Annotated in this window: 11 protein-coding genes and 2 pseudogenes; 4 read left to right on the top strand and 9 right to left on the bottom strand. The window is 67.9% G+C overall.

The annotated features are described in order from the left end of the window. Positions 1-507: 507 nt before the first annotated feature. Together galU and WJ35_RS31880 are read right to left on the bottom strand one after the other, a co-directional pair. The gene (gene galU / locus WJ35_RS22860) at positions 508-1,395 is read right to left on the bottom strand and encodes a UTP--glucose-1-phosphate uridylyltransferase GalU (protein WP_010099203.1); all 888 of its coding nucleotides are present in this window, start codon (positions 1,393-1,395) and stop codon (positions 508-510) included. A 237-nt stretch (positions 1,396-1,632) separates the two neighbouring features. Beyond that, complete coding sequence (locus WJ35_RS31880; protein ID WP_010099202.1) at positions 1,633-1,776, bottom strand: hypothetical protein; 144 nt, start codon at positions 1,774-1,776, stop codon at positions 1,633-1,635. A gap of 216 nt (positions 1,777-1,992) precedes the next feature. On the opposite strand from WJ35_RS31880, the gene WJ35_RS22855 reads away from it, so the two are divergent. Then, positions 1,993-3,165, top strand: coding sequence for an acyltransferase family protein (locus tag WJ35_RS22855; protein WP_042588756.1), 1,173 nt, complete (start codon positions 1,993-1,995; stop codon positions 3,163-3,165). 689 nt (positions 3,166-3,854) lie between these two features. On the opposite strand, the pseudogene WJ35_RS22850 reads toward WJ35_RS22855, so the two are convergent. The 3 genes and pseudogenes from WJ35_RS22850 to WJ35_RS22840 all read right to left on the bottom strand — a co-directional run bounded on the left by WJ35_RS22850 (position 3,855) and on the right by WJ35_RS22840 (position 10,033). Then, positions 3,855-6,342, bottom strand: a pseudogene (locus WJ35_RS22850) (glycosyltransferase family 4 protein). Then, entirely contained in the window at positions 6,339-7,805 is a 1,467-nt protein-coding gene (locus WJ35_RS22845) for an oligosaccharide flippase family protein (RefSeq protein WP_060233970.1), read from the bottom strand. The pseudogene WJ35_RS22850 and the gene WJ35_RS22845 overlap by 4 nt, the downstream one beginning before the upstream one ends. Before the next feature lie 11 nt (positions 7,806-7,816). After that, entirely contained in the window at positions 7,817-10,033 is a 2,217-nt protein-coding gene (locus WJ35_RS22840; RefSeq protein WP_155121963.1) for a hypothetical protein, read from the bottom strand. A gap of 397 nt (positions 10,034-10,430) precedes the next feature. Between WJ35_RS22840 and WJ35_RS22835 the strand changes: the two genes are divergently transcribed. From WJ35_RS22835 to WJ35_RS22825, 3 genes are read left to right on the top strand one after another with little or no spacing between them, the layout of a single operon-like run. Beyond that, complete coding sequence (locus tag WJ35_RS22835) at positions 10,431-11,510, top strand: acyltransferase family protein (protein WP_010089200.1); 1,080 nt, start codon at positions 10,431-10,433, stop codon at positions 11,508-11,510. Between the two features lie 31 nt (positions 11,511-11,541). Beyond that, the gene (gmd, locus tag WJ35_RS22830; RefSeq protein WP_069240058.1) at positions 11,542-12,582 is read left to right on the top strand and encodes a GDP-mannose 4,6-dehydratase; all 1,041 of its coding nucleotides are present in this window, start codon (positions 11,542-11,544) and stop codon (positions 12,580-12,582) included. Then, positions 12,569-13,522, top strand: a complete 954-nt coding sequence (locus WJ35_RS22825) for an NAD-dependent epimerase/dehydratase family protein (RefSeq protein ID WP_060233969.1) — start codon at positions 12,569-12,571, stop codon at positions 13,520-13,522. Before gmd ends, WJ35_RS22825 begins: the two co-directional genes overlap by 14 nt. A gap of 57 nt (positions 13,523-13,579) precedes the next feature. On the opposite strand, the gene WJ35_RS22820 is transcribed toward WJ35_RS22825, so the two are convergent. The 4 genes and pseudogenes from WJ35_RS22820 to WJ35_RS22805 form a co-directional block, all read right to left on the bottom strand. Beyond that, positions 13,580-14,770: an O-succinylhomoserine sulfhydrylase gene (locus tag WJ35_RS22820; protein ID WP_059673517.1), complete on the bottom strand. Its 1,191-nt coding sequence runs from the start codon at positions 14,768-14,770 to the stop codon at positions 13,580-13,582. Positions 14,771-15,004: 234 nt separating this feature from the next. After that, positions 15,005-16,544, bottom strand: a pseudogene (gene purF, locus WJ35_RS22815) (amidophosphoribosyltransferase). A 55-nt stretch (positions 16,545-16,599) separates the two neighbouring features. Continuing rightward, positions 16,600-17,094 carry a CvpA family protein gene (locus WJ35_RS22810; protein WP_060233967.1) on the bottom strand — a complete coding sequence of 165 codons (495 nt, stop codon included), beginning with the start codon at positions 17,092-17,094 and terminating at the stop codon, positions 16,600-16,602. Positions 17,095-17,100: 6 nt separating this feature from the next. Continuing rightward, entirely contained in the window at positions 17,101-17,979 is an 879-nt protein-coding gene (locus tag WJ35_RS22805) for an SPOR domain-containing protein (protein WP_069240057.1), read from the bottom strand. Between the last annotated feature and the right edge of the window lie 14 nt (positions 17,980-17,993).

Genomic DNA, 17,993 nt, shown 5'->3' with positions numbered 1-17,993 from the left:
ACCGGTGCGTCCCGATGTGCGTATCCCAACATAGAGGCCCTGACGGGTGCATCCCTACACGCGCGCCTACGTGCTCGTCCCGATGTGTGCGTCCCGACACGGCCGACCCGACAGGTGGGTTCCGACATATGCGTCCCGGCGCGTGTGTCCCGCCGGGTACGCTCCGGCGTGCGTGTCCCGACGTGGCCGCCCCAACGTGTGTCTCCCGACATATGCGTCCCGACATGTCCGTGCGGACGTGTGTGCCCCCATGTGCGCGTCCCGACGCGCGCACCCGCCACGCACCCCACCCCGCGCGCGCAGCCGGTCGCGACACGCAACGCAGCGGCCCGGCAGCCGCACGCGTAGCCCACTCCCCCGGACAGCGGCCGATCGACCGCGCGCATGACGCGCCCACCACCCCACCGTTGCCACCGCATCGCACGTACGCACGCAAAAATGCCCCGGCGCGCGAAGCGGCCGGGGCCAACGGAACAACCACCACCTGAAACGTGACGCGCAGGGCTGCTAAGCGACGGCAGCCAGCGCGGGCAAACAGGTCCGCAGGTATGCCTCGAACTCGCGGCTCACTTCCGGATGCTGGAGCGCCAGCTCGACGGTCGCCTTGAGGTAGCCGATCTTGCTGCCGCAATCGAAACGCGTGCCGTAGTAGCGATACGCGAGCACCTGCTCGTGCGCGAGCAGCGACTGCACCGCATCGGTCAGCTGAAGCTCGCCGCCCGCACCGGGCTTGATCTTGCGCAGGTGATCGAACAGCGTCGGCATGAACACGTAGCGGCCGACCACGCCGAGATTCGACGGCGCATCCTCGGGCGACGGCTTCTCGATGATGCCCGACAGCTTGATGATGTCCTCTTCCCACTCGCGGCCCTCGATGACGCCATACGAGCGGCTGTCCTCGCGCGCGATGGTTTCGACGCCGATCACCGAGCTGTGATAGTGGTTGAACACGTCGACGAGTTGCTTGAGCACCGGCTGCTCGCCGTGCAGCAGGTCGTCGGCGAGGATCACCGCGAACGGCTCGCCGTGCACCAGCTTCTCCGCGCACAGCACCGCGTGGCCGAGACCGAGCGCTTCCGGCTGGCGCACGTAGAAGCAGTCGACATGGCTCGGCTTGATGCTGCGCACCAGGTCGAGCAGCTTCTCCTTGCCGCGCGCCTCGAGCTCCGCCTCGATTTCGTATGACTTGTCGAAGTGATCCTCGATCGCGCGCTTGCTGCGACCGGTGACGAAGATCATTTCCGTGATGCCGGCATTGATCGCTTCCTCGACCGCATACTGGATCAACGGCTTGTCGACGACGGGCAGCATCTCCTTCGGACTCGCCTTGGTCGCCGGCAGGAACCGTGTGCCGAGACCGGCAACGGGGAACACGGCCTTGGTAACTTTCAACATGATTGCATCCTGATTGCGTTGAGCGCGCCGCGTCGCATCGTTTCGCGATACGGCACAATGAATGTCCGGATGGCGCGGCACGATTCAACGGCACATTGAATTCAGCCCGCCGCTATTTACGGCAACGCTTAATCGCGCCGCCGGTTCGATTAATGGATAATCGTCGCCAAACCGGTCGATATTGCCGGTCAGCCGTATCGACCAGCGACAATTTACCGATTCTCCGGATACAAATTTTTACGATTCGAATTCCTCGACATAGGGCGCGCCGCCCCACTCGAAGCGCGGTCGAATCGGCTCGTTCTTCAGCGCTTCGCGGTATGCCGACACCACGGCCATGACCACCAATACCGCCGCGCTCGCGATCCAATGCATGTCCATCTTGCCGCTCCTTGCGTCTATCAACTGGAGCTTCAAGCTATCAGAAAAAAATCGACAAATAATTGGCCGCGAGCTGAAACCGATATCGTCCCTACATAAAACCGCAATCCGGAATGCGATTATTCCACGACGGGATTTTTTTATTCATTGCGCGAATTCTTGCGGATTACGATGGTGCGAAACTTCCCCTTCATCCGTCGCAAGGAACCGAATCGCATGCAAGCATTCAGCGGATCGACTTTGAATGCGCCGCCCGCCGCCGATCACAAGGAGCACGTGATCGACGCGATGCGCGGCTTCGCGGCGCTGCTCGTCGCCTATTTCCACTGCCGGCAAGTCGTCTGGGTCGGGATGCAAAGCTTCCATCGCGCTTACGGCCACGCGCTCGACCCGGGCGTGATCGTCGGCTACCTGACGTTTCCGTTCGCGTGGGGCTCGGCCGGCGTGCCGATCTTCTTCGTGATCAGCGGCTACTGCATCCACCGCAACGCGGCGCTCAAGCTCGCCGCCGATCCCGCCTACCGGCTGAACGCGCCGAATTTCTGGGCGCGCCGCTTCGCGCGCATCTATCCGGTGCTGCTCGCCGCGCTGCTGTTCACGCTCGCGCTCGACGCGATCAGCCTGCAGATCGAGCCCGTCAGCCACAAGATCCGCGACGTCGGCCTGAGCGCGTTCCTCGTGAACCTGTTCTCGCTGCAGGGCGTCGCCGGCTACACGTACGGCTCGAACGGCGCGCTGTGGACGCTGTCGCTCGAAGTGCAGTTCTACGCGATCTATCCGCTGCTGTTCGCGATCCGGCGGCGCATCGGCATGCCTGCCGTCGTGGCCGGCATCGCGCTCGTCAACGTCGCGTCGGCCTGGCTGCTCGAACGGCACGACCTGCAGTTCTTCACGTCGTACTGGCTGTCGTGGACGATCGGCGCGTGGATCGCGGACGTGCGCGCGCAGCAGAAGAACGGGGCCGCCGCGCCGTCGCGCGCGTGGTACGCCGCGGCCGCCGTGCTGCTCGCCGCCGGCTGCGCGGCGTTCCGCTACGGCCAGTACGGCGCGTTCCAGCTATGGGCGGCCGGCTTCGCGTGCTTCCTGTACCGCGCGCTCGCCCGGCCGCCGCGCACCACGCCGCCACTGCGCATGCTCGGCTGGTTCGGCGATTTCAGCTATTCGCTGTACCTGATCCACCTGCCGCTGTTCGTCTGCCTGGGCTCGGTGCTCTATCGCTCCGAACTGCAGTTGTCGATCTGGCCGTCGTTCGCGTTCATGGCGCTCGCGATTCCGGTCGCCTACCTGTTCTACCGGCTGTTCGAACGGCCCGCGATGACGTGGTCGGCAAGCCTCAAGCCGTCGCGCGGCGCGCGCGTCGTCGCGCCGGCGCCCGAACGGGCCGCCTGAACGCGGCACTCCCGCTCGGCCCGACTTCGGCCGGGCGGCGCCGTTTCAGCGGCAGCGCGGCGATCCGCCCGCCAAGGTGCGTCGCGATGGGGCGGACAGTTGGCGCTTGCAGCGTCGGCGAAGCGCTGGGCTTGGATGGGATGCTGTCCTGCGTACGCTTGGATAGCATGCACACGCCGGCGCGCAAGCTCCACGCACGTGCATGCAGGCGCCACGCGGAACCGCCGCGACGCCGGCCGGACCGCTGCACGGCAGTTGCCGGGGTTGCCGGGGTTGCCGCTGTTGCCGCTGTTGCCGCTGTTGCCGCTGTTGCCGCTGTTGCCGCTGTTGCCGCTGTTGCCGCAGTTGCCCCAGAGGCGGACCGAGCCGGCTCTGCATCAGCGCCGCCTTCCGGCCGCGTCTCGTGCTACCCCGCAAACGACCACTCGCTCCCGCCCACAGCCACGCGTCGGCTGCCCCGACGCGGCACATAGAAACCAAAGCGGAACCAGAAGCAAAACCGCACCCGCCGAGAGAGCACCGATCGACGAGCCGGCGTTGCGCATCTTCGACTACGGCTACGATGACGCCCCGCGCGCCGCATCGTGCGCGCCAAACAACAAGAGGCCCTCATGCAGCGCACCACTGCATGAGGGCCCCTCCTCGCCGCCTCGTGCCGACAAGAATCGACACGCCTCGACGCCTCGCGCCTAGCGCTTCTTCGCCTTCGCGGCCTTCGCCGTATCGGCGAGGATCTTCTCGACCCGCTCGACATAGGTTTCGGTGCCGAACCGCCGCACCGCGGTCGCCCGCCCGCTCGCGACGAGGCGCTCGCGCAGCGCGCCGTCGTGCTTGAGCCTGCCGAGCGCATCGGCCAGCGCGGCCGCGTTGCCGGGCTCGCACAGCAGGCCGTTGTCGTCGTGCTCGATGATCTCGACGACGCCGCCCGCGCGCGCCGCGACGACCGGCCGCTTCGCGAGCATCCCCTCGACGATCACGCGCCCGAACGGCTCGGGCGTGATCGACGTGTGCGCGACGACGTCGACCGCCTTCATGCACGCAGCCACATCGCGCTGGAAGCCGAGGAAATGCACGCGGTCGTCCATCCCGTGCCGCGCGACGGTTTCGTGCAGCTGCGCCGCGTAGTCGTCCTCGCCGAACAGCGGCGCGCCGACCAGCACGACGTGCATGTCCGGATGGCCGGCGGCGGCTTCCAGCAGCAGGTGCTGGCCTTTCCAGCGCGCGAGCCGGCTGAACGAGCCGACCAGCCACGCGTGCTCGGGCAGCCCGAAGCGCGCGCGCAGCGCGGCCTGGCTGACGCCGGCCAGCGCGTCGAACGGCTCGGCCGAGATGCCGTTGAACACGACGTCGACGTGCTGCGGCGTGAAGCCGGTCAGCGCGCGGAACGCCTGCGCGGACGCGTCGGAGTTCGCGATCACCCGCGTCACGCCGAGCCGCGCGCAATGCTTGATCGCGAGCAGCTGCTTGCGGCCGAAGTGATCGTCGCTGACGATGTCGCGCAGATGCCAGACCACCGGCTTGCGCGCGAGCCGCCCGGCCAGCGCGGCGACCACCATCGCACGCTGCGTGTTCGCGTAGATCACCTCGGCGCGGCGCGCGCGGCGCGCGACGTCGCGCACGAGCCGCAGCAGCTGCTTCACCGCGCCGGCCGACACGCCGCCCCGCTTGCGCACACCCGCGAGCGCGCCCTGCTCGACGACGTCGACGCGCGCGCCGATCTCGTCGAGCGCCGCGCGAAACGGCCCGTCGGCGAACAGCAGCACGTCGGCGTTCGCGCGCATGTGCTTCATGATCTCGAGCAGCGACAGCTCGGCGCCGCCCAGCACGCCGCTCTGGTCGAGCACCAGCGTCGCCGGGCCGCGCGCGGCGGGCGGCGGCGCAGACATCTGCGCAATACCGGCGCCCTGCAATACCGGCGCCCTGCTGCGCGGTCGCGCCGGGCAGCGCGGCCTCGACGTAGTCGAGAAAGCGCCGCCGGAACGTGTCGGCGGAAAACCGCTCCGCATTCGCGCGGCACGCCTGCGGCGTGAAGCGCTGCGGCGCGCGTTCGAATTCGTCGACCGCCGACACGATCGCGCGCGCGGTCTGCTCGTCGAAGAAGAGGCCGGTCGGCCGCGCGCCCGACTGCGGGTCGAGCACGGTTTCGAGCGCGCCGCCCTTGCCGTACGCGATCACGGGCGTGCCGCACGCCTGCGCCTCGACCACCGAGATGCCGAAATCCTCCTCGGCCGCGAACACGAACGCCTTCGCGCGGCGCATCCGGTCATGCAGCACCGCGAACGGCTGGTAGCCCATGATCTCGACGTTCGGCCCGGCCTTCGCGCGGACCCGCTGCATTTCCGGCCCGTCGCCGATCACGACCAGCTTGCGCTCGGGCATCCGCGAGAACGCCTCGACGATCAGGTCGATCTTCTTGTACGGCACCATCCGCGACGCGGTCAGGTAGAAATCCTCCTTGGCCGCGTTCAGCGAGAACGCGTCGACGTCGACCGGCGGGAAGATCACCGCCGCGTCGCGCTGGTACACCTTCCTGATGCGCCGCGCGATGAACGCGGAGTTGGCGACGAAGCCGTCGACCGCGTTCGCGGTGCGCGTGTCCCAGTTGCGGATGTAATGCAGGATCATCCGCGCGAGCAGCGATTTCGGCCCGTGCGTGAGGTTCGACTGCTCCAGGTACTGGTGCTGCAGGTCCCACGCATAGCGGATCGGCGAATGCACGTAGCTGATGTGCACCTGGTCGGGCCCGGTCAGCACGCCCTTCGCGACCGCATGGCTGCTCGAGATCACGAGGTCGTAGCCCGACACGTCGAGCTGCTCGATCGCGAGCGGCATCAGCGGCAGGTAGCTGCGGTACTTGGTGCGCGCGAACGGCAGCTTCTGGATGAACGACGTCGTGACCGGCTTGCCGCGCACGAACGCGCGGTCGTCGAGAAAATCGACGAGGCTGAACAGGTCCGCGTCGGGAAAGCACGCGATGATCTGTTCGAGCACGCGTTCGGCGCCCGCGTACGTGACGAGCCAGTCGTGGACGATCGCGACGCGCAGCGGCCGGGCCGGATGGCGCGCGCCCGCGGGTTCGCGGGACGCGGCCTGGCGCGGCGCGACGGCGTCGGCCGTCACCGGCGCTTCGACCGTGGCCGCGTTCAGGATGGCGTGTTCCGCCAGATCGCGATTCATACTGTTTTCCTCGCATTGAGACGGACGATCAGGCCGCGGGCCAGCGTGCGCAGCCCCGGCGTCATCGTGAGCGACCACGCGACGTTCAGCGCCAGCACGACCGCGCAGATGACGATCGATTCGACGAGCCCCGGCCATGTATGCGCAAGATAGAGGCTCGCAAGCAGGAACGCGAGATGCGCGGCCATGTCGAGCACGATCGCCCGCATCCGGATCGCCGACAGGTAGAGCAGCACGCCGTAATCGACGAGCGCGCGCGCGGCGACGACGACCGCCGCGCCGATCAGCCCGAAATAGTGGATGCCGAGCCACAGCCCGCCGACGAAGAACGGCATCTGGACGAGGCCGGCAAACGCCGCGCGGGACGGATTGACCTGCGACTGGATCAGGATGCGCGTGACGCTCGCCTGCCCGACGAGCCACACGCTGATCACCAGCACGCGCCCGACCGGCGCCGAATGCGCGGCGAGATCGGCGCCGACCCACAGCGCCAGGAACGGCCCGAGCGCGAAGATCGCGACGACGGCGACCGGCGTGAACACGCCGTTCAGGAATTCGAGCGACTGGCGCGCGAGCGCATCCGCGTGGTCGCGGCCGACCGCCGACAGGCGCGGGAACAGCGTGCGCACGAGCGCGTTCGGCAGCATGTTCAGGCGCGTGACGAGGTTCTGCGGCACCGTGTAGTAGGTGACGAACTTCGCGCCCATGCCCGCGCCGAGCATCACGCGGTCGAGCGTGTCGGCGATCATGCTGGTCGTGCTCGCGATCAGCATCCAGCCGCCGAAGTTGAACAGCCCCTTCGCGGTGCCCCATTGCGGCGGGTCGATGCGGCGGATGCCGAGCACCTTGATGCTCGCGTGGCCGAGCATCACCGCGGCGATCAGGCGCGCCACGACCGCCGCGGCGAGCACCGTCTGCAGGTTCGGCGCGATCCACCATGCGGCGCCGAGCGGCAGCAGCTGGAACAGGAACGTGCCGATCGTCTGGTTCGTGTTGAACACGCCGAAGCGCTCGGCGCCGTTGATCGCGCCGGCGAACACCCACGACACGTTCGCGAGCGGAATCGCGAGCGCGAGCCACGGCAGCGCGAGATACACCTCGTGCTGCATCGCGGCCGTCACCTTCGTGAAATACGCGGTATAGACGAACGCGCCGAAGTAGATCAGCAGCCCGCCCGCGATGCCGGTGCCGAGGTTCAGCCAGAACGCGCTCCAGAACACGCGCGCGCTTTGCGCATCGTCACCGCTCGCGAGCGCCTTCGAAATGTGGTTCTGCGCGGCCATGCTCATCCCGAGATCGAGGATCCCGAAATAGCCGATCAGCGTCCACACGAGGCTGACGACGCCATAGCGCTCGACGCCGAGCGCGTGGATGTACGCGGGCACCGTCACCAGCGACACGAAGGTCGGCAGGATCAGCCCGATGAAATTGATCGAAACGTTCTTGAGAATGCCTTTGTCCATGCTCCCGTCCGTCACGGTTTCCAGCGATACATCAGCACCTTGCCGCGTGCGTCTTCCTCGACGAACACGAGGTACTCGCCGTTCTCGCGCCGGTACGCGCTGATGCCGAACGGCACGTCGACCCAGCCGGACGCCCGGCCGACCTCAGGCCCCGGGTTCATCACGCCGAGCTCCTTGCCGCTTTCCTTGTCGTACACGTGGATCTTGCCGACCGGCTCCACCGCGAAGATGTAGCGGCCCTCGACCGTGATGCTCGCCAGCGTCAGGATCGGCTTCGCGTCCGGCTGCCACGGCAGCGCGACCGTGTAGCGCGCGACCGGTGAGCCGGTGGACCACTTGTCGAAGCGGATCAGCACGCGGCCGACTTCCTTGTTGATGCCGGGCTGCGGCGGCGCATCGGGCGTGTAGCCGGTCACGTACAGCGTGTCGGTCTGCGGCTCGTAGAGCGCGCGGCGCAGCTGCGTGAACGGCTGCGGCATCGGATAGGTCGTGACCTTGTCGTACGCGTAGACCGGGTTGCCGGCCTTGTCGACGCCACCGTAGCGGAACCGGTGGATGCCGCGCACGTCGCTCGTGCGCCAGATGTCGCCCTTCGTGTCGACCCACCAGCCCCAGCCGCCCGCCTTCGCCTTGCCGGTCGTGTTGATGTCGAACTCGTCGGCGTCGAGGCGGCCGTTGCCGTTCGCGTCGCGCCACAGCCAGTCGCCGCCCGGCGGCTTGTTCGGCACCTTGTCGACCGGCCGCGCGCGGCCCGCGATCAGGCCCGACGGAATCGCGACCTCGCCGTCGCGCTTCGGATCGAAGCGGTAGATCTTCAGGTGGTCCGCGTACATGTCGGTCAGGTACAGGAACGTGCGGCCGTCGAGCCGGCGCGCCATCGGCGTGCCCGGCCACTGGTCGGTGTGGAACACCGGATCGTCCGGATACTTGAAGCGGTTCGACAGGAAGCCCGCGTACTTCCACTCCTGGCCGGGCGGCTTCGACAGGTCGAGCTCGAAGCGCTTGTTGCCCGTGTACACGCTGTTCGGCCGCGCCGGGTCCATCCACGCGCCGTCGACGAACAGCAGGCCCTGCACCTGCCAGCGCAGCTTGCCGTCCGGCGCGTAGCTCTCGAGCGTCGCGCCGAGGCCCGCGCCGATCGTGTCGTGGCGCGGCCCGATGCCGTTGGTCGCGACGTAGATGTTGCCGGCGCGATCGACGCCCACGCTGGTCAGCCCGTTGAAGCGCTGCGGCCCCGGCCGGCCCGGCACCGCGCCCGAGAAGATGCCGCCGCGCTCGCCGAGCGTGCCCGACAGCGCATAGCCCTTGTCGCTTTTCGCGAAGATCAGGACCTGCTGGCGCGGGCCGTTGTCGGCGACGAGCACGCGGCCTTTCGCATCGACCGCGACGTCGACCGCGTCGGCGTTGTCCGGCAGCGTGGGCGCGTCGTCGATCCTGCGGCCATCCGCGCGCAGGTGCACGAGATGCGCGGGCCCGTTCAGCGTATCGGTCAGCAGCCATACCGTGCCGTCGGCCGCGAGCGCGATCCGGCCCGGCTCGTGCGCGTTCCACGCGCCCTTCTTCTGCATCGTCTCGGCGTCGTACACGACGACTTCGTCATGCGTCGGATTGGTCGCGAACAGCGTCTTGTCGTCGGCCGCGAGACCGCCGACTTCCGCCTTCGACTCGCCCACCTCCGAGCGTGCCGGCGCCGCCACCTCGTTCATCACCATGAAGCTCGCGGCCATCCGCGCGCGGCCGGCGTCCGCGCGCCCGCCGGCCGCAACCTGCGGTGCGGCGCGAAACGGCGCAGGCTGCTTCATGTCGCCGAGCGCGCGCCGCGAGATGCCGAACCATTGCTTGCCCTTGTCAGGCCAGATGCCGGGCGACACAAGGTGGCCGCGCTCGTTGCCGACGCCGATCGCGACGTACGCATACTTGCCGTTCACCGCGACCGCATTGCCGCCGAGGTTGCCCCAGCCGTGCGTGCCGCCGGCGAAGCCGAGCATCTTGCCGTCCTGGTAGACGCTCGCTTCCGCGCCGCTCTCGTCCCACGGCGCGTTCGTATACACCTTGCCGTCAGGCGTCACCGCGATCGCGCGGATGTCGATCTGCGTCCAGGAGCCGTCGCCGTAGCCGAACGTATTGCCGATCCAGGACGTCGTCGCGGGCAGCACCGTTTCGGCCGGCGCGGCCCACGTCAGCCATGCCGCGCACATCGCGATGGCGGCCAGTATCAGACGTTGCAATGCGCTTCTCCACTCGATGCTTCAGCGATCCGGCGCGGCGGCCGCAGGCCGCGCGAATGCCGCATCGCTAAATGGGTTTCAAACGTCTCGATGCAGGTTACAAGCAAAAATAATCACAAGAAATTTGGAAATATTTGGGGATGTTTCCGCGTGAAATATCGAGCCGGAACCCATTCCGAAATACCCGGCGAGGCGGCAAGAACGACCGCCCGATGCGCTCGAAGCTGTAGAAAATGCCGCGCCGAAGCGTCCGGCCCGGGCATCCCGGCCAGGAAATTATCTTCAAGCAATGCGCGTGAAAGGAAACCGGATGATTTCCATCAACCCAATGACGCGCGTTTTTTTGCCGATTTCTTTTCCCTAGAATCGATTTCGATTCGATATATCACCTAATCGCATGAATGACGTTCACGCATCGATTGCGCGGCGCGCCGCCGACACGCCCGTGCCGCACCACGGCCGCATCGTCCAGCTCGACGGGTTGCGCGCGATCGCCGTAGGCGCGGTGTTCCTGCAGCATGCGCTGAAGGCGCCGCTGTGGATGGGCGTCGACCTGTTCTTCGTGCTGAGCGGGCTGCTGATCACCGGCATCCTGCTCGAGCGCAAGGCGCGCGGGCAGTCCTACTTCAGCCATTTCTACGCGCGGCGCGTGCGCCGCATCCTGCCGCCGTACGTGCTGCTGCTCGTCGTGTCGACGCTGCTGTTCGGCGCGAGCTGGCTGCCGCATTGGCCGTGGTTCGCGTTCTTCTCGACCAACATCGGGCTGTCGCTCGGCGGCATCGGCCACGACAGCCTCAACGTGCTGTGGTCGCTCGCGGTCGAGGAGCAGTTCTACATCTTCTGGCCGTTCGTCGTGCTGTGGTGCTCGGAGCGCGCGCTGCTCTGGATTGCGGCCGCGCTGATCGTCGCGGCGCCGGCGCTGCGCGCGCTCGCGACGCCGTGGTTCGACTCGTTCTGGCCGATCTACTACCTGACGCCGTTCCGCATGGATCTGCTCGCCGCAGGCGCGCTGCTCGCGATCGTGCTGCGGCGCGACCGGCGCGCGCTGGAGCCGTTCTACCCGCTCGCGATCGCCGGCGCGCTCGTGTCGCTCGCGATCCTCGGCTGGCTGCACCTGTCGTTCCCGCGCTTTCGCGCGGCGAACACGCCGCTGTCGAACGCGGCGCTCTACAGCGTCTCGCTGCTGCTGTGCACGTCGATCGTCGTGATCGCGCTGCGCGGCCGCGGCCTCGTGCAGCGCGTGCTGACGAACCCCGCGCTCGTCTACGTGGGCACCGTCAGCTACACCGTGTACCTGATCCACCTGAGCGTGCTGTACGCGCTCTGGCCGCTGCACCTGAACCGCTACCTCACCGCCGTGCTTGCGCTCGCGATCACGCTCGCGTATGCGACCGCGAGCTGGTACGGCTTCGAGCGGCGCCTGACGCGCGGCCCCGCGCGCAGCGCATTGCCGGCGGCGGCGCGCACCACCGCCTGATTTTCTCCATCGTTTCGACTAGGACATCGCCATGAGCCAAACTCGCGCCATCATTACCGGGGTGACGGGGCAAGACGGCGCCTACCTGACCAAGCTGCTGCTCGACAAGGGCTACCAGGTCACGGGCACCTATCGCCGCACCAGCTCGGTCAATTTCTGGCGCATCGCCGAGCTCGGCGTCGACACGCATCCGAACCTCACCCTCGTCGAGCACGACCTGACCGACGCCGGCTCGAGCCTGCGCCTGCTCGAACGCACGCAGCCGGACGAGCTCTACAACCTGGCCGCGCAGAGCTTCGTCGGCGTGTCGTTCGACCAGCCGTCGACGACCGCCGAGGTGACCGGCCTCGGCACGCTGAACCTGCTCGAGGCGATCCGCGTGGTCACGCCGAAGACGCGCTTCTACCAGGCTTCGACATCCGAAATGTTCGGCAAGGTGCAGGCGATTCCGCAGACGGAAACCACCGCGTTCTACCCGCGCAGCCCGTACGGCGTCGCGAAGCTGTTCGCGCACTGGACGACCGTGAACTACCGCGAGTCGTACGGCCTGTTCGGCAGCAGCGGGATCCTGTTCAACCATGAGTCGCCGCTGCGCGGCCGCGAATTCGTCACGCGCAAGATCACCGACACCGTCGCGAAGATCAAGCTCGGCAAGGCGACGCGCCTCGAGCTCGGCAACCTCGACGCGAAGCGCGACTGGGGCTTCGCGCTCGAATACGTCGAAGGGATGTGGCGGATGCTGCAGGTCGACGAGCCCGACACCTACGTGCTCGCGACCAACCGCACCGAGACCGTGCGCGACTTCGTGCGGATGGCGTTCGCGGCCGCCGGCTACCAGATCGAATGGACCGGCAAGGGCGAGCAGGAGCGCGGCCTCGACGCGGCGACGGGCAACGTGCTCGTCGAGGTGAATCCGAAGTTCTACCGGCCGGCCGAAGTCGACCTGCTGATCGGTTGCGCGGACAAGGCCAAAGCCAAGCTCGGCTGGGCGCCGAAGACGACGCTCGAACAACTTTGCCAGATGATGGTCGAAGCGGATTTGACGCGCAATCGCCACCATGACACGTATTGAACACCCGTCGCGCCGTGCGTTCGTCACGGGCCTGACCGGCTTCACCGGCCGCTACATGGCGCAACGCCTCGAAGCGGCCGGCTACGAGGTGTGGGGCACGACGGCGCCCGGCGCGCCGCGGCCCGACGATCCGGCGCTCGCGAACTGCACGCTGCTGAGCGTCGACCTGCTCGATGCGGACGCGCTGCGCGCCGCGGCCGCCGATGCGCGGCCCGACGCGGTCGTGCACCTCGCCGCGCGCGCGCACGTCGCGCAGGACGATCCGGCGCAGACGTACCAGGTCAACATCGTCGGCACGCGCAATCTGCTGGCCGCCGTCGCGGGCCTCGACCGCCGCCCGTCCGCGGTGCTGCTCGCGAGCAGCGCGAACGTCTACGGCAACGCGACGCCCGGCGTGCTCGACGAAACCGTCGCGCCCGCGCCCGCGAACGACTACGCGGTCAGCAAGCTCGCGATGGAATATGCGGCGAAACTGTGGCACGACCGGCTGCCGATCGTGATCGCGCGCCCGTTCAACTACACGGGCGTCGGCCAGAGCGAAGCGTACCTGCTGCCGAAGCTCGTCGCGCACTATGCGCGCAACGAACCGCGCATCTCGCTCGGCAATCTCGACGTGAGCCGCGATTTCTCGGACGTGCGCGACGTGACGGCCGCCTACCTGCGGCTGATCGAGGCGGCGCCGGCCGGCGAGACGTTCAACGTCTGCTCGGAGCGCGCGTATTCGCTGAAGGAAGTGCTGGTGATGCTGTCGCGCATCGCGGGCTACGTGATCGACGTGACGGTCGATCCGCGCTTCGTGCGGGACAACGAAGTGAAGAGCCTGAGCGGCTCGCGCGCCAGGCTGCGGCGCGCGGTGGGCGAGCTGCCCGTCACGCCGCTCGACGAGACGTTGCGCTGGATGGTGGGCGCGATGCGCGGCGCGCAGGCCGCGCACGCCTGACACGTTCCGGCGGGTGGCGAGCGTCGGTCAACCGCCCGCCACGCCGCATCGCCACGCTCAGCCTTCGAGCCCGCGCGCGAGATCGCGGCGCAAGTCCGTCGCGTCTTCGAGACCGACCGCGAGCCGGATCAGCCCTTCGGTGATCCCCGCCGCCGCACGCGCTTCCGGCGTGATGCGGGCGTGCGTGGTGGTGGCCGGATGGGTGATCGTCGTGCGCGTGTCGCCGAGGTTGCCGGTGATCGAGATCAGCTTCGTGCCGTCGATCACGCGCCACGCGTTCGCACGCTGCTGTTCGGGCGTGTCGCCCTTCAGCTCGAACGATACGATCGCGCCGCCCGCCTTCTGCTGGCGCTTCGCGAGCGCGTGCTGCGGATGCGATTCGAGCCCCGGATAGAACACGCGCGCGACGGCCGGGTGCGCATCGAGCCAGCGCGCGATCTCCAGCGCGTTCGCCGACTGCCGCTCGACGCGCAGCGACAGCGTCTCCATCCCCTTCAGCAGCACCCACGCATTGAACGCGGACAGCGTCGGCCCCGCGCTGCGCACGAACGGGAACACCTTGCCCATGATGAATTCCTTCGAGCCGACCAGCGCGCCGCCGAGCACGCGGCCCTGGCCGTCGAGGAACTTCGTCGCCGAGTGCATCACGACGTCCGCGCCGAGCTTCAGCGGCTGCTGCAGCACCGGGCTGCAGAAACAGTTGTCGACGACGAACAGCGCGTTCGCCGCCTTCGCGATCCTGCCGATCGCTTCGATGTCGGCGAGCTCGGTCAGCGGGTTCGACGGCGTCTCGAGGAAGAACATCTTCGTTTCCGGGCGCACCGCTTCCCGCCACGCGTTCAGGTCGGTCGGATCGACGAAGGTCGTCGTGATGCCGAACTTGCTGAAGATCTGCGAGAACATCCCGAGCGTCGAGCCGAACAGGCTGCGCGAGCTGACGAGGTGGTCGCCCGCCTGCAGCGCGGCCATCACGACCGACATGATCGCGGCCATCCCCGACGCGGTCGCGATGCACGCCTCGCCGCCCTCGAGCGCCGCGAGGCGGTCCTGGAACATCGTCACGGTCGGATTGGTGAAGCGCGAATACGTGAAATAGTCTTCCGAGTTCGCGAAGCGCTCGGCCGCCTCGGCCGCGCTCTTGAAGCAGAAGCTCGACGTGAGGAACAGCGCTTCCGAGTGCTCGTTGAAGTCGCTGCGCAGCGTGCCCGCGCGCACGGCAAGCGTGTCGAAGTTGAGGGAGTCGTCCATGTTCCGTTTTCCGTTTTCGATGTCCGTGCTGCGCCGCACGGACCAGACCAAACAAAAAAGCCCGCCATGCGTCAGCATCAGCGGGCTTCGTGCGGTACGACAGCGGTCGACTCGGGCCGGCTGCCGCCGGCCTTCGCTTTAGCTGTTTTGGGATGAAGCCCCGCGTCCGCAAGCTGAAATCAAATCGACGCAAGGCCACATCCTATCACGCCTGTACGACGGCGTGCAGCGGCGTCACTCGACCGACAGCTGCAGGTTCATCTGCGAGCGCGCGGCGCCGTCGCCGCTCGCTCGTGTCGCGGTCGGCCTGCGACGCCGGCGCGAGACGCGCGCGCTCGATCGAATCGAGATACTCGGGCGTCACGTTGCCGGTGATGTAGTTGCCGTCGAAGCACGACGCCTCGAAGCGCTCGAGCTTCGGGTTGATGTCGCGCACCGCGCGGCGCAGGTCGTCGACGTCCTGGTAGATCAGGTGGTCGGCGCCGATGATCTTCGCGACTTCGTCGTCGCTGCGGCCGTGCGCGACGAGCTCGCCGCGCGTCGGCATGTCGATGCCGTACACGTTCGGGAACTTCACCGGCGGCGCCGCCGACGCGAAGATCACCGACTTCGCGCCCGCATCGCGCGCCATCTGCACGATTTCGTGGGACGTCGTGCCGCGCACGATCGAGTCGTCGACGATCAGCACGTGCTTGTCCTTGAACTCGATGCTCATCGCGTTGAGCTTCTGGCGCACCGACTTCTTGCGCACCGCCTGGCCCGGCATGATGAACGTGCGGCCGACGTAGCGGTTCTTGAAGAAGCCTTCGCGATACTCGACGCCGAGCTTCGCGGCGACCTGCATCGCGGCCGGCCGCGACGAATCGGGAATCGGCATCACGACGTCGATCGGCACGTTCGGCAGCTCGCGCTTGATCTTCTCGGCCAGATAGTCGCCCATGCGCAGGCGCACGTTGTAGACCGGCACGCCGTCGAGGCACGAATCCGGACGCGCGAGATACACGTATTCGAACATGCACGGGTTGAGCGTCGGCGCGTCCGCGCACTGCTGGCTGTGGAAGTTGCCGGCCTGGTCGATGAAGATCGCCTCGCCCGGCTGCACGTCGCGCACGAACTCGAAGCCGATGCCTTCGACCGCGACCGATTCCGACGCGAGCATCCATTCGGTGCCGTGCTCGGTTTCCAGCTTGCCGATGCAGAGCGGACGGATGCCGAACGGATCGCGGAATGCGAGCAGGCCGTAGCCGGCGATCAGCGACACGATCGCGTACGAGCCCTCCACGCGGCGATGGACGCCCGCGACCGCCTTGAACAGCGCGGCCGGATCGAGCTCGAGGCCCGTCGTCGACAGCTGCAGCTCGTGCGCGAACACGTTGAGCAGCACCTCGCTGTCGGAGTTGGTGTTGAGGTGCCGGCGGTCGATCCGGAACATCTCGTCCTTGAGCTGCTGCCAGTTCGTCAGGTTGCCGTTGTGCGCGAGGATGATCCCGAACGGCGCGTTCACGTAGAACGGCTGCGCCTCCGCCTCGCTCGACGCGGAACCGGCGGTCGGATAGCGGACCTGGCCGATGCCGTACGTGCCGGGCAGGCTGCGCATGTTGCGCGTGCGGAACACGTCGCGCACCATGCCGTTCGCCTTGTACATGTGGAAATTGCTGCCGTCCGCCGTCGCGATGCCTGCCGCATCCTGACCGCGGTGCTGCAGCAGCAGCAGGCTGTCATAGATCAGCTGGTTGACCGGGGATTGGGAGATAACACCTACGATGCCGCACATGGCATGTCCTTCAGAGAATACAAAAACGGTTCCGTCCTGCCCGGCCGCGCGGTCATCACACGCGCACGTACTGGGCCATGCCGTCGGGCAGGAGCGACTTCAGCTCGTGCACGCCCTCTTCGGCCAGCGGACGCAAAAGCGCATTGCGCCAGAATTCCTGTTTGGGCAGCTCGGTCAGCCCGGCAGCGGCGACCAGCAGCACGACCAGCACGCCGCCGCGCACGAGCCCGAACATCATGCCGAGCGACCGGTCGACGCCGCCGAGCCCCGACACCTGCGCGATCCGCGACAGCAGCGCGTTCGCGACGCCGGCGACGAACACGACGCCGATCACGAGCAGCGCGAACGCGAGCACCCACTGCGTCAGCGCGCCGCCCGGCCAGGTTGCCGGGATATACGGCACCACGAGCCCGACGTAGCGGCTGGCGATCACGATCGCCGCGATCCAGCCGATCAGCCCGAAAATCTCCGAAACGAAGCCGCGCCACGCACCGCGCAGCGCCGACAACGCGATCACCGCCAATACAGCGTAGTCAAAAGCCGTCAGCATCGCGCGTTACTGGGTCAGCCCGGCTTCGCGCACCTTCGCGATCGCCGCGGACGCCGCCGCGCGATCCGCGAACGGGCCGGCACGCAACAGTGTAGCCGTGCTGCCGTCCGCCTGCTTGCGGTGCTCGACATATGCGGGCACGCCCGCCGATTTCAACTTGGTCGCCCACGAGCGGGCCGTCGCGTCGTCCTTGAACGCGCCGAGCTGCACCGCGAACCGCGCGCCGGCGGGCGACGACGGCGTCGCCGTGTCGCCGCCGTCGTCGGCATGCGCGACGGCCGCGGGCGCGGGCTTCGGCGCCGCCGGCTTGGCCGGCTTGGCGGGTTGAGCGGGCGCGGCCGGCGCCGGAGCGGGCTTCGGCGCGACGCTTGCGGTGGTCGCGGCGGTGTCGGGTTTCGCCGCCGGCTTGGCGGCATCCTTCGCGACGTCCGTCGCCGCAGGCGCCGGCGAGGCGGCAACGGCCGCAGCGGCCGTCTCGGACGCGGGCGGCTCGTCGTGCGCGACGCCTGCCTGCACGTCGGACGCATCCTCGTCGCGCGACGGAGCCGCATGGTGCGCGGGGCGGTTGGGAATGTCGATCGCGATGTCGTCGGTCACCGGCTTCGGGTGCGAATCGAGCACCATCGGCAGCACGATGACGGCGGCCACCACGAGCGCGATCGCGCCGACGAGGCGGCGGCGCGCGCGTTGCTTTTCTGGAAGGGTCGGATCGAGGAGCAGTGCGTCCGATTCCGGACGCTCGGTGCGGCGCGAGCGCCGCTCGACGCGTTCTGTGCGTTCAGTGCGCTCGCTACGCTCGCTACGCACGTTCCGGGAGGTCCCGGTACGACCGCCGCGCCGGGTGGGCGCGTCGTCGTCTTTCTTGCCGAACGAGAAAATTCCCATGAATGGCTGAGTCC

The organism is Burkholderia ubonensis, from assembly GCF_001718695.1.
GTDB classification, from domain to species: Bacteria; Pseudomonadota; Gammaproteobacteria; order Burkholderiales; family Burkholderiaceae; genus Burkholderia; species Burkholderia ubonensis_B.
The sequence above is the reverse complement of the archived record's forward strand: the minus strand, read 5'-3'. Positions and strand labels throughout refer to the sequence as shown.

Bases quoted from the DNA above. Each gene is read 5' to 3' on its own strand.
- galU (WP_010099203.1), bottom strand. From the start codon at position 1,395: ATGTTGAAAGTTACCAAGGCCGTGTTCCCCGTTGCCGGTCTCGGCACA.
- WJ35_RS31880 (WP_010099202.1), bottom strand. From the start codon at position 1,776: ATGGACATGCATTGGATCGCGAGCGCGGCGGTATTGGTGGTCATGGCC.
- WJ35_RS22855 (WP_042588756.1), top strand. From the start codon at position 1,993: ATGCAAGCATTCAGCGGATCGACTTTGAATGCGCCGCCCGCCGCCGAT.
- WJ35_RS22845 (WP_060233970.1), bottom strand. From the start codon at position 7,805: ATGGACAAAGGCATTCTCAAGAACGTTTCGATCAATTTCATCGGGCTG.
- WJ35_RS22835 (WP_010089200.1), top strand. From the start codon at position 10,431: ATGAATGACGTTCACGCATCGATTGCGCGGCGCGCCGCCGACACGCCC.
- gmd (WP_069240058.1), top strand. From the start codon at position 11,542: ATGAGCCAAACTCGCGCCATCATTACCGGGGTGACGGGGCAAGACGGC.
- WJ35_RS22825 (WP_060233969.1), top strand. From the start codon at position 12,569: ATGACACGTATTGAACACCCGTCGCGCCGTGCGTTCGTCACGGGCCTG.
- WJ35_RS22820 (WP_059673517.1), bottom strand. From the start codon at position 14,770: ATGGACGACTCCCTCAACTTCGACACGCTTGCCGTGCGCGCGGGCACG.
- WJ35_RS22810 (WP_060233967.1), bottom strand. From the start codon at position 17,094: ATGCTGACGGCTTTTGACTACGCTGTATTGGCGGTGATCGCGTTGTCG.
- WJ35_RS22805 (WP_069240057.1), bottom strand. From the start codon at position 17,979: ATGGGAATTTTCTCGTTCGGCAAGAAAGACGACGACGCGCCCACCCGG.